Origin of the sequence: Pseudomonas sp. FSL R10-2964, from assembly GCF_009600035.1 — a bacterium.
Classification (GTDB): domain Bacteria; phylum Pseudomonadota; class Gammaproteobacteria; order Pseudomonadales; family Pseudomonadaceae; genus Aquipseudomonas; species Aquipseudomonas bubulae.
This window is the reverse complement of record NZ_WIWH01000023.1, coordinates 65,368-80,338: the sequence shown is the minus strand read 5'-3', so window position 1 is coordinate 80,338 and position 14,971 is coordinate 65,368. Positions and strand designations below refer to the sequence as shown.

The following is a 14,971-nucleotide window of genomic DNA, read 5'->3' as shown; positions in this document are numbered from 1 at the left end:
ATCAACTCTCGACACATTGTTGCTTGTAGAAGCGGGCTTGCTAGCGATACGGGCAGTAATGTCTATCTGACATACCGCGCTGATGCCATCGCGAGCAGGCTCGCTCCCACAGTGTCGCAAACTTTCATACTGGACATACAACAAGGGGGCGAATTCTCATCCGCCCCCTGTGTGTCCGCTTATTCCTGCGGCTCTTCGTCAGCGCCAGCCTCTAGCGGCTGCTCGTCGTCTGCGCCATCCTGGATGGCCTCACCGTCGAACTCTGCACCGCCTTCATCTTCGAGCTCTTCGCCTTCAACTTCAGAAGGCTCCTGAACCCGCTCAAGCCCTACCAGCGTTTCGTCACTGGCCAGCTTGATCAAGGTGACGCCCTGGGTATTACGACCCAGGCTCGACACTTCGTCGACACGCGTACGTACCAGAGTGCCCTGATCCGAAATCAACATGATTTCTTCACCGTCCTGCACCTGAACCGCACCGACCAGACGGCCATTACGCTCGTTGCTGACCATGGCGATAACACCCTGGCCGCCACGCTTGTACTCTGGGAACTCGCTGATCGCCGTACGCTTGCCATAGCCACGCGCCGAAGCGGTAAGGATCTGGCTACCCTCCTCAGGGATCAGCATGGAAATCAGCTTCTGCCCTTCTGGCAGACGCATGCCGCGTACACCGCGGGCAGTACGGCCCATGGCACGGACATCGGACTCTTTGAAGCGAGTCACCTTGCCACCGTCGGAGAACAGCATGACTTCACGCTCGCCATCGGTGATCGCGGCGCTGATCAGCACGTCGCCTTCGTCCAGTTCCAGCGCGATCAAGCCTACGCTGCGCTGACGGCTGAAGGCTTCCAGAGGGGTCTTCTTCACGGTGCCGTTGGCGGTCGCCATAAAGATGAAGTGACCCTCGGTGTACTCTTCGACCGGCAGCATGGTGGTGATGTATTCACCCTCATCCAGCGGCAGCAGGTTCACCAGCGGACGACCACGGGCAGCGCGGGACGCCTCAGGAATTTCATAGGTCTTCAGCCAGTACACCTTGCCCTTGCTGGAGAACAGCAGCAGCGTGGTGTGACTGTTGGCAACCAGCAGGTGAGCGATGTAGTCCTCATCCTTGACGCCAGTAGCCGACTTGCCTTTACCGCCACGACGCTGGGCCTGATACGCAGCCAATGGCTGGGTCTTGGCATAGCCACCGTGGGAAATGGTCACGACGCGCTCTTCTTCCGGGATCATGTCACCCAGGGTCAGATCAAGACGGTGATCCAGAATTTCGGTACGACGCACATCGCCGTATTCGGCGCGAATGACTTCCAGCTCTTCGCGGATCACTTCCATCAGGCGCACGGCGCTATTGAGGATGCGGATCAGCTCACCGATCTGGTTGAGAATTTCCTGGTACTCGGCCAGCAGCTTTTCGTGCTCCAGACCGGTCAAGCGGTGCAGGCGCAACTCAAGAATGGCCTGGGCCTGCTCCGGCGACAGGAAGTATTTGCCATCACGCAGACCGTATTGCGGATCGAGGTTTTCCGGACGGCACGAATCGGCACCGGCGCGCTCAACCATGGCCACTACCGCTGTCGACTCCCAAGGGGTGCTGATCAGCGCTTCCTTGGCTTCGGACGGGGTTGGCGAGGCCTTGATCAGTGCAATGACCGGATCGATGTTGGACAGGGCTACGGCCTGGCCTTCAAGGATATGGCCTCGCTCGCGGGCTTTGCGCAGCTCGAAAACAGTACGACGGGTAACCACTTCACGACGGTGACGTACGAAAGCTTCGAGCAGGTCCTTGAGGTTCAGGATGCGCGGGCGGCCATCGATCAGGGCAACGATGTTGATACCGAAAACACTTTGCAGCTGAGTCTGGGCATAAAGGTTATTGAGAATAACCTCCGGCACCTCACCACGGCGCAGCTCGATCACAACGCGCATGCCGTCTTTGTCGGACTCGTCACGCAGCTCGGTGATGCCTTCAAGCTTCTTCTCTTTTACCAGCTCGGCGATCTTTTCGATCAGGCGAGCCTTGTTCAGCTGGTACGGCAGCTCGGTGATGACGATCTGTTGACGACCACCGACCTTGTCGATGTCTTCGATCATCGAGCGGGCGCGCATGTAAATGCGGCCACGGCCCGTGCGATAGGCTTCGATGATACCGGCACGGCCGTTGATGATGGCGGCAGTCGGGAAGTCCGGGCCCGGGATGAACTGCATCAGTTCATCGATGCTCAGTTCCGGGTTGTCGATCAGCGCCAGGCAGCCGTCGATGACTTCACCCAGGTTATGCGGCGGAATATTGGTGGCCATACCCACGGCGATACCGCTTGAGCCGTTGACCAGCAAGTTGGGAATTCGTGTCGGCATGACGGCCGGGATCATTTCCGTGCCGTCGTAGTTCGGCACCCAGTCCACGGTCTCTTTGTGCAAGTCGGCCAGCAATTCGTGGGCCAGCTTGGTCATGCGCACTTCGGTGTATCGCATGGCCGCAGCGTTGTCGCCGTCGACCGAACCGAAGTTGCCCTGACCGTCTACCAGCAGGTAGCGCAGGGAGAATGGCTGAGCCATTCGAACGATGGTGTCGTAAACAGCAGTATCACCATGCGGGTGATACTTACCGATTACGTCACCGACCACACGGGCAGATTTCTTGTACGGCTTGTTCCAGTCGTTGTTCAGTTCGCTCATCGCAAACAGCACACGCCTGTGCACGGGCTTCAAGCCATCGCGCGCATCAGGCAGTGCCCGCCCGACAATTACGCTCATTGCGTAGTCGAGGTAGGACTGTTTCAGCTCGTCTTCGATATTGACCGGGAGGATTTCTTTGGCCAGTTCGCCCATGAGAAGCCTGATTCCTTTTTCGGGTGAAACTTCGCCACATCCATTCGGGACGAACGAAGCTCGCCGCCGCTGGCCACGTGCCACGCAACGACTTACGACAAATCAACAAGTTATGTCACGGATTTGCGCAGTAAGGGCAACCCTTGCGGGTCACCCTGGAAACCGCCGAATGTTATCACAATCGCCGCCACGCACCTATCCCTCAGATGTGCATGGAGCGTAGTAATTACGACGTTTATCGGCCTGAAGGGCCCCAGAGGGACTCTGAAGGCGATTTGAAGCACCCGCGTTCCTCTTCGCGGCCTTCGGCAGCGACGACAGGCTTGCGTTTCAATGCAAGCGCTTGCGGCACATCAATTGCGCCATCTTTGCCGCATCCGGGCGTTCAATCACACCCTTCTCGGTGACAATCACATCGATCAGGTCCGCCGGCGTCACATCAAACACCGGGTTGAAGGCCTGCACATCCGCGCCGACCCGCTTGCCACCCACTTCCAGCAGTTCGCGGCCGTCACGCTCCTCAATCGGGATGTCATCACCCGAGGCCAGATCCATGTCGATGGTCGAGCTCGGGGCCACCACCATAAAGCGCACGCCGTGGTGCATGGCGTTGACCGCCAGTTGGTAGGTGCCGATCTTGTTCGCCACATCGCCATTGGCAGTGATGCGGTCAGCGCCCACGATCACCCAGGTGACGCCTTTGGTTTTCATGATATGCGCTGCTGCCGAATCGACATTGAGCACCACCGGGATGCCTTCATTGGCCAGCTCCCACGCAGTCAGGCGCGAACCCTGCAGCCAGGGCCGGGTTTCGTCGGCATAGACCTGCTCGATCATGCCTTCGAGCCAGGCCGCCCGGATGACCCCCAGCGCCGTACCAAAGCCGCCTGTGGCCAGGGCTCCGGTGTTGCAGTGGGTCAGCACCGCCTGGGCATTGCCCTGATGGCGGCGAATGACATCGACACCCAACTGCGCCATGGTCAGATTGGCCTCGCGATCACTTTCGTGGATGGCAACAGCCTCTGCCTCAAGCACCTGCAATACATCCGCGCGGTTTTGGCTTCGAGCCAGACGTTCGCGCATGCGATTCAAGGCCCAGAACAGGTTCACTGCCGTAGGACGCGAGTCCGCCAGCAGGGTGAAGTCCTCTTCCAGCGCTGCCAGCCAGTCACCACCTGCAGCCTTGCGCACACGCGCAGCCAGCACCACGCCATAGGCCGCCGCGATACCGATTGCCGGGGCGCCGCGCACGACCATGTCGCGAATCGCTTGCGCCACACCGTCAACGCCGGTGTACGCCAGCCAGCTCTCTTCAAAGGGCAGAATGCGTTGATCCAGCAGATACAGGGCGTCATCCCGCCAATCGATGGCCTTAACCTTTTCCGCAGCCAACAGTCGATCGCGCATGCCTTCCCCCATTACCTGGTAACAAAGCGGCCGATTATAGCGAGCCCACCCCCAAGACGCTCGGGTATACTTCGCCTCCTTTTATAACGCACTGGAATCAGTTTTCGATGCCGACCCCAACCACGCCCCTGGACTTACTGCTGTTACCCACCTGGCTGGTGCCTGTAGAACCGGCCGGTGTCGTACTCAAGGATCACGGCGTGGGCATTCGCGACGGCTGCATTGTGTTCATCGGCCCGCGCGAACAGGCGCTGAAGCTCACCGCCACGCAAACCCGCGAGCTGCCGGACATGCTGCTCAGCCCGGGGCTGATCAACGCGCACGGGCACGCGGCCATGACGCTGTTCCGCGGCATGGCCGACGACCTGCCCCTGATGACCTGGCTCGAACAGCATATCTGGCCGGCCGAGGGCAAATGGGTCGATGAGCAGTTCGTGCGCGACGGCACCAACCTGGCCATCGCCGAACAGCTCAAGGGCGGCATCACCTGCTTCAGTGACATGTATTTTTTCCCGAAAGTTGCCAGCGAGTGCGTGCACAAGAGCGGTATCCGTGCACAAATCGCCATTCCGATTCTCGACTTTCCGATTCCCGGCGCCAGCAGCGCAGACGAATCCCTGCGCCAGGCCGTCGAACTGTTTGCCGACCTGAAGTTTCACCCGCGGATCAAAATTGCCTTCGGCCCCCATGCGCCTTACACCGTAAGCGACGACAACCTGGAGAAAATCCGGGTCATCGCCGACGAGCTGGATGCCGCCATTCATATGCACGTTCACGAAACCGCCTTCGAAGTGCATCAGGCCGTCGAGCAACACGCCGAACGCCCGATGGCCCGCCTCGCCCGCCTGGGCTTGCTGGGCCCGCGCTTCCAGGCCGTACACATGACCCAGATCAGCGATGACGACCTGGCCATGCTGGTAGAAAGCAACTCCAGCGTGGTTCATTGCCCCGAGTCCAACCTCAAACTGGCCAGTGGCTTCTGCCCGGTGGAGCGCCTGTGGCAAGCCGGAGTCAATGTGGCGGTGGGTACCGACGGTGCGGCCAGCAACAATGACCTCGATCTGCTCGGCGAAACCCGCACCGCCGCCTTGCTGGCCAAGGCCGTTGCAGGCTCTGCCACCGCGCTGGACGCCCACCGCGCACTGCGCATGGCCACCCTCAATGGCGCGCGCGCCCTGGGCATTGAAAGCGACACCGGCTCGATCGAAATCGGCAAGGCCGCCGACCTGGTAGCCTTTGACCTCAGCGGCCTGGCCCAGCAACCGGTTTACGACCCCGTTTCGCAGTTGATCTACGCCACAGGCCGCGATTGCGTTAAACATGTGTGGGTCGCAGGCAAGCAGTTGCTCGAGGATCGACACCTGACCCGCCTGGACGAGCAGCAACTCTGCGCAACCGCAAGGGCCTGGGGCGAGCGCATAAGCGGCCATACTCATTGATTCAGTACCTTCGGGCCTGCGCCCGGAGCTTTACCAGATTATTCAGCTTTAGAGGATTTACCCATGAGCAACGTTGACCACGCCGAGATCGCCAAATTCGAAGCGCTAGCCCATCGCTGGTGGGACCGTGAGAGCGAGTTCAAGCCGCTGCACGACATCAACCCGCTGCGCGTCAACTGGATTGACGAGCGCGTACAACTGGCTGGCAAAAAAGTCCTCGACGTCGGCTGCGGCGGCGGCATTCTCAGCGAGTCGATGGCTCAGCGCGGCGCCACCGTAATGGGCATCGACATGGGCGAAGCCCCGCTGGCCGTGGCACAGCTGCATCAGCTCGAGTCCGGCGTAAACGTTGAGTACCGCCAGGTCACTGCTGAAGATCTTGCTGAAGAAATGCCCGGGCAGTTCGATGTAGTCACCTGCCTCGAAATGCTTGAGCATGTACCCGACCCGTCATCGGTGATCCGCGCCTGCTACAAAATGGTCAAGCCCGGTGGCCAGGTGTTCTTCTCGACCATCAACCGCAACCCCAAGTCCTATCTGTTCGCTATCCTCGGTGCGGAATACATACTCAAGCTGATCCCCCGTGGCACCCATGACTTCAAAAAATTCATTCGCCCTTCCGAGCTGGGCGCCTGGAGCCGCCAGGCCGGATTGAGCGTCAAGGACATCATCGGCCTGACCTACAACCCGCTGACCAAGCACTACAAGCTGGCCGCCGATGTTGACGTCAACTACATGATCCAGACCCTTCGCGAGGAGTAACACATGCGTTTAAGAGCAGTTCTTTTTGACATGGACGGCACCCTGCTCGACACCGCGCCGGACTTTATCGCCATCTGCCAGGCCATGCGCGCCGATCGCGACCTGCCTCCCGTCGCAGACAAACTTATCCGCGACGAGATTTCCGGCGGTGCACGCGCCATGGTAGCAGCGACCTTCAACATGGACCCTGACGCACCTGGCTTTGAAGAGCTGCGTCAGGAGTTCCTGGAGCGCTATCAGCGCGATTGCGCAGTCCATACCAAGCTGTTTGATGGCATGGAAGAGTTGCTCGCCGATATCGAAAAGGCCCATCTGGTGTGGGGCGTCGTCACCAACAAACCGGTGCGCTTCGCCCAGCCAATCATGGAACGCCTGGGCCTGGCCGAGCGCTCGGCGCTGCTGATTTGCCCCGATCACGTCAAAAACAGCAAGCCGGACCCCGAGCCGCTGATTCTGGCCTGCAAAATGCTCGACCTTGACCCGGCCAGCGTACTGTTTGTAGGCGATGACCTGCGCGATATCGAGTCCGGGCGCGATGCCGGGACCAAAACTGCAGCCGTGCGCTTTGGTTATATCCACCCTGACGACAACCCTGATCACTGGGGTGCGGACGTGGTGGTCGATCATCCGGCCGAACTGCGCAAAGTGCTGGATAACGCGATGTGCAGCTGCTAACGATGACCGATTTTGTTGAGGTTTTTTATGTTTGATTATTCAGCCCGCCCCAACCTGCTCCAGGATCGGGTGATCCTGGTTACCGGCGCCGGTCGCGGCATCGGCGCTGCTGCAGCCAGGACCTATGCCGCACACGGCGCAACCGTATTGCTGCTGGGCAAGACCGAAGCCAACCTAAGCCAGGTCTACGACGAAATCGAAGCTGCGGGCCATCCGCAGCCAGTGGTTATCCCGTTCAACCTCGAAACCGCCCAACCCCATCAATACGATGAGCTGGCCGCCATGATCGAGACCGAGTTCGGCCGCCTTGACGGGCTGCTGCACAACGCTTCGATCATTGGTCCGCGCACGCCGCTGGAGCAGCTGTCGGGGGAAAATTTCATGCGCGTGATGCATATCAACGTCAATGCCATGTTTATGCTCACCAGCACCCTGCTACCCCTGCTCAAGCTGTCGCAGGACGCCTCGGTGATCTTCACTTCCAGCAGTGTCGGGCGCAAAGGCCGTGCTTACTGGGGTGCCTATGGCGTCTCCAAGTTCGCCACCGAAGGCTTGATGCAAACCCTGGCCGACGAAGTCGACGGCGTGGCCCCGGTACGTGCCAACAGCATCAACCCCGGCGCGACCCGCACCAGCATGCGCGCCCTGGCCTATCCGGGTGAAAACCCGGAGAACAATCCAGAGCCACACGAAATCATGCCGGTTTACCTGTACCTGATGGGCCCGGACAGTACCGGGATCAACGGCCAGGCTTTCAACGCACAGTAACAGGGCAACAAACAAAAACCGCGGGCTGCATCCCATGCAGTCCGCGGTTTTTTTATGCACTGAAAAGCCGGTGTTCAGCTCTCGACCAGTTCCCGATGCTCACGCGCCACAGCGGCCTTGTCGAACAACAGGCAACTTTGCAGAAACAGATACATATAATCGTAGCTCTTGCAGATGGCTTTGCGCAGTTCAGTGATCTGCTCCTGGCTCGGATTCATTCCCACAAGGGTACAGACAATTTCCAGCGCCTCCCAGGGATGCTCGTCATCGTACTGGGCGTGCATCTTCAGCCACTTCATCGCGCGCTTGCGTTGATCGACCGCAAACGACTCTTCATAGATATCGGCTGAGCAGACAATCGCCGCCCACTCACCCACGGCACCCTCGATGGCGTAGTTGGTGGCAGCCATCGCCACGGCCAGCGAATCCTTGGAACAGCTATGCCAGCACCAGTCGTTCAGCGCCTGAAACTCGGCAGGCAGGTCCTGGGCATTGAGGTCTTCAAGGCTGACCCCATGCGCCAGCGCCCAGTTCACCCAATAGTCGGCATGGTTAAGCTCGACCCGGATATTGCGAATCAGCCAGCGGCGGGCCATGTCTTCGCCGGGGTGACGCCCGTAGCGGGTCTTGCCCAGGTTATGGCCCATGTACAACGAAAACTGCTCGACCACCGGCCAGCCGCCCACGAGAAACATGCGCATTGCTCTGGGGCTCAAGGTGTTGTCACGCATGCGCTTGTAAATTTCGTGTTTGACTGCCCGACGTTTGCTTTCGCTACAGTCCCGAATCAACTGCCGGGCCCACTGGGGGTAACTGGCTTCCTCCATAAGAGGCCCCGTTCGGTTGAAGACTTCACTCACAATCCAAATCCTTTTTGATAATAGACTTTAGAAATGTAGAACAGATCAACGCAACGTGCCCGGGGACTTCAATGTCAACGCCCGGGCACGCTGAGGACGCTGCAACAAACTATCGAACGTGAATAACTGTGGCCGCTGGACAATATAGCCCTGCGCATAATCAACGCCGATTTCAATCAAGGCCTCTTCAATCTGTGTGCTTTCAACAAACTCGGCAATCGTGCGTTTGCCCATGACATGGCCAATATGATTAATGACTTCAACCATGGCACGATTGATCGGGTCGTCCAACATGTCCTTGACGAAACTGCCGTCGATCTTCAAAAAGTCGACAGGAAGATGTTTCAAATAGGCAAATGAGGACATCCCGGCACAAAAGTCATCCAGCGAAAAGTGACAACCCAGGGTTTTAAGATCATTGATAAAACGGATGGCATTACCCAGGTTGGCAATTGCACTGGTTTCAGTAATTTCAAAACAGATGAGTTTTGGCGACACGCCGTAACAGTCAAATTGTTCATGCAAAAACGCAAGAAAGTCATCATCGCCAATGGTTGACCCAGACAGGTTGATCGCACACATGGCCATTGGCCGCCCACCCGCCTGGGCTGAACATTCCGCAATGATCCTGAACACATTTTCGACCACCCAGCGGTCTATCGAACTCATCAAGCCATAACGTTCCGCCGCAGGAATAAAACTGTCGGGGAATACAATGCGACCGTTTTCATCTTGCAGGCGCAACAGAATCTCGATATGCCCGCCCCCGTCCTGCACAGGTCCCAGGGGGGTTATTTCCTGGGCATACAGACTGAAGCGGTTTTCTTCCAGTGCGACATGCAAGCGCTGTACCCAGGCCATTTCACCAAAGCGCAATGACAACTCCGTGTCATCCACATGATAAACCTGCACCCGGTTGCGGCCCTTTTCCTTGGCCATATAACAGGCCATGTCCGCAGCCCGCATCAAAGACTCAAGGGTGACTGGCGCTTTATGGATATGCACAAGGCCGATGCTGATGGTGCTCATGAAAGGGCGCCCTTTCCAGGCAAAATGCAGGCTTTGCACCGCCTGACGCAAACCGCCGGCGATTTTTTCCGCCATGTCCACCGGGCAGTTTTCCAGCAGGATGCCAAACTCATCCCCACCCAGCCGGGCCAGGGTATCGCCTTCACGCAGGCCGGTACGCAGCAAGGTACAAATATGCCGCAACAGCTCATCACCCGCCGCGTGACCGCAGGTGTCATTGACCAGCTTGAACTGGTCCAGATCAAGAAACATCAGGGCATGCCGGCCCTGCTGGCGCCCCAGGTTCTTCAGTACCAACTCCAGGCGGTATTCGAACTCACGCCGGTTGGCCAGCCCGGTCAGTGCATCATGGGTCGCCTGCCAGGACAGGTTGGCAATGTACTGGCGCTCCTGGGTCATGTCATGCAGCACCAGCACTGCGCCACTGACATCGCCATCGTGAAGGATCGGCGCACCCACAAGGGTTACCGCAACGGTACTACCATCCATGCGTTGAATCTGCCGGGAGTGCTCGCGACTGTTACTCAGCTCGCCAGTGAGAATACGCTCGACCAACCTGGGGCCTTCGTCCTGATCGTTGTCATCGAGCAACTTGAACAGCGCAGCCAGGGAAATGCCTTGCGCCTGCTCGGACTTCCACTGGGTCAAGTTCTCGGCCGCAGGGTTCATATAGGCAATCGCGCCATTGACGTCGGTGGTGATAACACCGTCGCCAATCGACTGCAGGGTGATTTGCGCCCGCTCTTTTTCCAGCTGCAGCGCCTCGGCAAAAGCACGGCTCTGCTTGAGCACTTTATGGGTGCGCTTGAGTACCAGCAGGATCAGCGCCACCGCCGTGACCAGGTTTATGACCACCAGCAACCGCCAGATAAAGCGCGAGCCTTCACCCAGCGCATCACTGAAAGCCTTGGCAGAAGGCGCAATACCCTCGTTGATGGCGAAAATCTCGTCTTCCCAGCGCTGGGACTCCGCAGCATCGGCATTGCCGGCGAGGATGGCCTTGTGCATCTCCTGGGCCAGATTGTCGAGCTTGAGCAGGTAAGCATCACCTATGGCCCACTTCTCGATGGCGGTTTCCATATAGCTTACATGGCGGAAGTAGCGGTAAAACCAGATAATGCTCGAGGCATCTTGCGCGCTGTTGCCGCCCTGCAGAATGCCTTCGCGGGCAGCGACTTCATTGGGTGGGGACTCATCCATCGCCAGGCGTAACTTATGGTCGCCCTGGGGAACACTTATGGCCTGTGTGTATTTTTCGTAATAAACCGGGTCATGGGTATCGGAATACAGATAGAGAAAGTAGATGGCGTCCTTCTGCCCCTTGGACCATAAACTTTCGCCACCGACATAACTCCTCACGGCAGAAAGCATATACAGACTCACGCACCCCAATAACGCCTGGAACAGCACGACAGCAATAAAAGGCCAAACAATGCCCAATAAGCGTGGTGTACCAAGGGGGCGTTTAGATTTCATGAGTTCCCTTTGCTTCATGGAGTCAAATGAAAACCAGAGAGAAAATCTCACTACAAGTCAGCCTAGGCCAATTTTTCAAAAATTGAGTAGTCTGAGCCGATCTAAATCTTCAATAAGCGTGCAGCCGCATCATTATGTTCATTGAAGCAAGCAATGCGCCTGTGCAAAAGAACCTGCTCGAGAAGATCGTGAGCAATACCGTGTATTGGCCGGATAACTGCGATGTTCATGGGCTTTCGCGTGCAGGCTCGCCCCCACAACCCTGCGACATCACGTCTGCTGCAGATGCCCGTAGAGCTTGGCATAGAGCCCACCCTCTGCAATCAACTGCTGGTGATCGCCCTCTTCGGCAATGCACCCACCATCAAACACCAGCACCCGGTCAGCCTGTTTTACCGCAGATAAACGGTGAGCGATGATTAAAGTTGTGCGCCCGCTCAAAAATTTTCCCAAAGCGTGATGCAGGTTGTATTCGGTGGCAGCATCCAGGGCACTGGTGGCCTCGTCGAGGATCACCACCTTGGGTTCGGCCAATACCATGCGCGCAATCGCCAGGCGCTGACGCTGACCGCCGGACAAACGCACCCCCGAACGCCCCACGATGCTGTCCAGGCCCTGGGGCAGCGCATCAATGGTGCCATCGAGCTGAGCGATTTGCAGGGCGTGCCAGCACGCTTCATCGGTTCGTTCACGGCCCATGGTCAGATTGGCACGCACGGTATCGTTGAACAATGCCGGGTGTTGCAGCACCACCGCCACATGCTCGCGAATGGTCTGCAGGCCGATTTCGGGCTGGCTGGCATCAGCAAAGCGGATACTCCCCGACTGCGGCGTGTATAAGCCCAGCAACAGTTGCACCAGGGTGCTTTTACCACCACCGCTAGTGCCGACAATGGCCACCTTCTCACCAGGAGCAATGGTCAGGTTAAGGTGATCGAGTACCTTTTCGTCGCCATAGCTGAAGCTAAGGTCACGCACTTCGATGCCGACCGTCTGTCGCCCCACAAATGGATTGGCGCCGCCGGGGTATTGTGGCTCGTCGTTGCGCGCCAATAACTGATTGATCCGCGTAACGGCGCCATCAGCGGCATAGAAGGCATATTGCAAATTGAGCAACTGCTCAACCGGCCCGATCATGAACCACAGATAACTGAACACTGCGAGCATCTGACCGATCGACAGATCCGAAAACAATACCGTCAACATCGCGGCGGCTCGAAAAATATCGATCCCGAACTGGAACAACAAACCGCTGGCGCGATTGGAGGCATCGCTCTTCCACTGTGAAGCCACGGCAAAGTCCCGCACTTCTCGCGCCCGTAACCCCAGACGGCCCAGGAAAAAGCCCTGACGGTTACCTGCACGCACTTCCTGGATGGAATCCAGCGTCTCGGTAAGGGCCTGGGTAAAGCGCGCCGTGCTGTCGTTTTCAAGCTTTTTCAGGTGCTTGACCCGCTTGCCCAACTGCACCGTGGCGTAAATCACCAGCGGGTTGAACAGCAAAATCAGCAGCGCCAGCTGCCAGTGCATCCACAACAAAATCGCCGAAGTGCCCACCAGAGTGAGCATCGCCACCAAAAATCGGCTCAGGGTTTCTCCGACAAACTTGTCGAGCGTATCGAGGTCGGTGACCAGATGAGTCGTCACCGTGCCGCTGCCCAGGCTTTCGTACTCGGCCAGTGATATTCGCTTCAAGCGTTCGATCAGGCGCAGGCGAATGCGAAACACAATGTCCTTGGCCAGCCGCGAAAACAGCCGCGCCTGCAGCACGTTAAACAGCAAAGCACCGCAGCGCAGCAACAGGGTAATCGCCAGCATCAGGCCGATATAGCCTGCCGCGCTTTGCCACGCAGTCGGCAGCCAGTGGTTCATGATCTTCAGCGCAGCGTCCCCGTTACCCAACAGCACCTCGTCCACCAGCAAAGGCAGAAGCAAGGGGATCGGCACACTGCACAGGGTCGCCAGCACGGCAACGCCGTTGGCAAGCCACAGGGCTTTTTTATGGCGCAGAGCCAGGCGGCGGATTTCGGCCCAGGTCAGGCGATCCGTCACCGCAGCCGCAGGCGGTACAGCAGAAGGATCAAACACGTGCAGCGCGTTCAAGCCAGCGAGCAAGCAAGTCAGACAAGGGCGCAAGCGGCTGATAGCCGTTGGTCAACAACGCCAGCTGGCCGTTGCGCTCGGCAAGCAAGGTCGGAAAACCGGCAATCCCCAGATCCTGCACCCAGGTAAAATCCGCGGCTGTCGCTGCATGCTGCTCGGCAGAGTCAAAAGCGGCAGCAAATTCGATACGCGGCACTCCCGCGATTTCAGCCAGTTCGACCAGCACACTGGCCTGGGTCACATCACGGCCTTGTACGTAAAACGCCTGCTGTATCAGTTTGACCAGCTTCCAGGCGCAATCGGGGGCAAGGCTGCGTACCGCGACAATAGCCCGGCAGGCAGGTTCGGTGTCGTAGATAAAGCCGTCGGGCAAAGCCCCCTCGAAGTTGAAAGGTTGCCCGGTGGCCTCTGTGACCGCCTGCCAGTGCTCAAGAATATAGCGCCGCGTAGCAGGCTCAAGCGCCGAGCCACTGCCGGTGCGCAAACCTCCCACTACCAGATGCAACTCAACGCCTGCGGCCTGCGCCTGCTCAACCAGCGCCTGGGCGATGGGCGAAAAACCCCAGCACCAGGAGCACATTGGATCCATCACATAGAGCAGGCGCGCTGTCATATCAGGCCTCGGCAGCTTTACGGTAGTTGTGACCGATCGGGTGCGGCTGATTACGCTCCTTGGCCAGCTCGATCTGCTTTTGGCGATCAATGGCGCTGCGACGGGTTTTCTCGCTCAAGCTGTCCCAGCAATACGGGCAACTGATACCGGGTTGATAGTGCTCGGACTCGCGATCAGCGAGGCTGATCGGGGTGCGGCAGGCATGGCACTGATCGTATTCGCCGGCGCTGAGGTCATGGCGCACGGTAACGCGGTTATCAAATACAAAGCAGTCGCCCTGCCATTTGGTTTCTTCCTGGGGTACCTCTTCGAGGTACTTCAGGATACCGCCCTTGAGGTGATAAACCTCGTCAAAACCCTGGCTGAGCATATAGCTCGAAGCCTTTTCACAGCGAATGCCGCCGGTGCAGAACATCGCGACTTTCTTGTGCCTGGCAGGGTCGAAATTGGCTTTGATATAGTCGGGAAATTCGCGAAAGCTGGTCGTTTTCGGGTCGATAGCGCCTTCAAACGTACCGATCGAAACCTCGTAATCGTTGCGGGTGTCGATCAACAACACCTCTGGATCGCTGATCAGCGCATTCCAGTTCTCGGGGTCGACATAGGTCCCGACCTTCTTGTTCGGGTCCACGCCTTCAACACCGAGGGTGACGATTTCTTTCTTGAGCTTGACCTTGGTCCGATAGAACGGCTGGTCATCGCAGTAGGATTCCTTGTGATCGATATCGACCATGCGCGGATCAGTCTTGAGCCAGGCCATCAGCCCGTCAATACCTTCACGGCTGCCGGATACCGTACCGTTGATGCCTTCTTCGGCGATCAGCAAGGTGCCCTTGATACCGTTGTCGACCATGGCCTTGAGCAGTGGCTCACGCAGCTCGACGTAGTCCTCAAGGGTGACGAATTTATACAGTGCAGCTACAACAACAGGCGAAGTCATCGCATCAATCTCCAGGTGGCTACCCTCGTAAAGGGTGAACCGGGCGCAAAAAAAAACGCGCCGAC

Annotated in this window: 11 protein-coding genes; 4 read left to right on the top strand and 7 right to left on the bottom strand. The window is 58.1% G+C overall.

Annotated features, from left to right (window positions below):
* Positions 1-179: 179 nt before the first annotated feature.
* On the bottom strand, positions 180-2,834 hold the full coding sequence (gyrA, locus tag GHN92_RS14555) for a DNA gyrase subunit A (RefSeq protein WP_095002806.1): 2,655 nt from the start codon (positions 2,832-2,834) through the stop codon (positions 180-182).
* Between the two features lie 330 nt (positions 2,835-3,164).
* Positions 3,165-4,241, bottom strand: coding sequence for an S-methyl-5-thioribose-1-phosphate isomerase (gene mtnA, locus GHN92_RS14550; RefSeq protein ID WP_095002807.1), 1,077 nt, complete (start codon positions 4,239-4,241; stop codon positions 3,165-3,167).
* Positions 4,242-4,348: 107 nt separating this feature from the next.
* Here mtnA and GHN92_RS14545 point away from each other — a divergent pair, with 107 nt between their 5' ends.
* From GHN92_RS14545 to GHN92_RS14530, 4 genes are all read left to right on the top strand, one after another.
* Entirely contained in the window at positions 4,349-5,680 is a 1,332-nt protein-coding gene (locus tag GHN92_RS14545) for a TRZ/ATZ family hydrolase (RefSeq protein WP_095019028.1), read from the top strand.
* Positions 5,681-5,743: 63 nt separating this feature from the next.
* Entirely contained in the window at positions 5,744-6,442 is a 699-nt protein-coding gene (ubiG, locus tag GHN92_RS14540; protein WP_095002809.1) for a bifunctional 2-polyprenyl-6-hydroxyphenol methylase/3-demethylubiquinol 3-O-methyltransferase UbiG, read from the top strand.
* 3 nt (positions 6,443-6,445) lie between these two features.
* The gene (mupP, locus tag GHN92_RS14535; RefSeq protein ID WP_095002810.1) at positions 6,446-7,117 is read left to right on the top strand and encodes an N-acetylmuramic acid 6-phosphate phosphatase MupP; all 672 of its coding nucleotides are present in this window, start codon (positions 6,446-6,448) and stop codon (positions 7,115-7,117) included.
* A gap of 27 nt (positions 7,118-7,144) precedes the next feature.
* Complete coding sequence (locus GHN92_RS14530) at positions 7,145-7,885, top strand: YciK family oxidoreductase (protein WP_095002811.1); 741 nt, start codon at positions 7,145-7,147, stop codon at positions 7,883-7,885.
* 74 nt (positions 7,886-7,959) lie between these two features.
* Here GHN92_RS14530 and GHN92_RS14525 read toward each other — a convergent pair whose 3' ends face one another.
* The 5 genes from GHN92_RS14525 to GHN92_RS14505 all read right to left on the bottom strand — a co-directional run bounded on the left by GHN92_RS14525 (position 7,960) and on the right by GHN92_RS14505 (position 14,906).
* Positions 7,960-8,745, bottom strand: coding sequence for a TenA family transcriptional regulator (locus GHN92_RS14525; protein WP_095019029.1), 786 nt, complete (start codon positions 8,743-8,745; stop codon positions 7,960-7,962).
* Positions 8,746-8,790: 45 nt separating this feature from the next.
* A complete protein-coding gene (locus GHN92_RS14520) occupies positions 8,791-11,250 on the bottom strand; it encodes an EAL domain-containing protein (protein ID WP_095038548.1) in 2,460 nt (819 codons plus the stop codon).
* A 270-nt stretch (positions 11,251-11,520) separates the two neighbouring features.
* On the bottom strand, positions 11,521-13,302 hold the full coding sequence (locus GHN92_RS14515; RefSeq protein WP_169916727.1) for an ABC transporter ATP-binding protein: 1,782 nt from the start codon (positions 13,300-13,302) through the stop codon (positions 11,521-11,523).
* A 28-nt stretch (positions 13,303-13,330) separates the two neighbouring features.
* Positions 13,331-13,966: a DsbA family protein gene (locus GHN92_RS14510; protein ID WP_095002815.1), complete on the bottom strand. Its 636-nt coding sequence runs from the start codon at positions 13,964-13,966 to the stop codon at positions 13,331-13,333.
* 1 nt (position 13,967) lies between these two features.
* Positions 13,968-14,906, bottom strand: coding sequence for a rhodanese-related sulfurtransferase (locus GHN92_RS14505; RefSeq protein ID WP_095019032.1), 939 nt, complete (start codon positions 14,904-14,906; stop codon positions 13,968-13,970).
* Positions 14,907-14,971 lie beyond the last annotated feature (65 nt).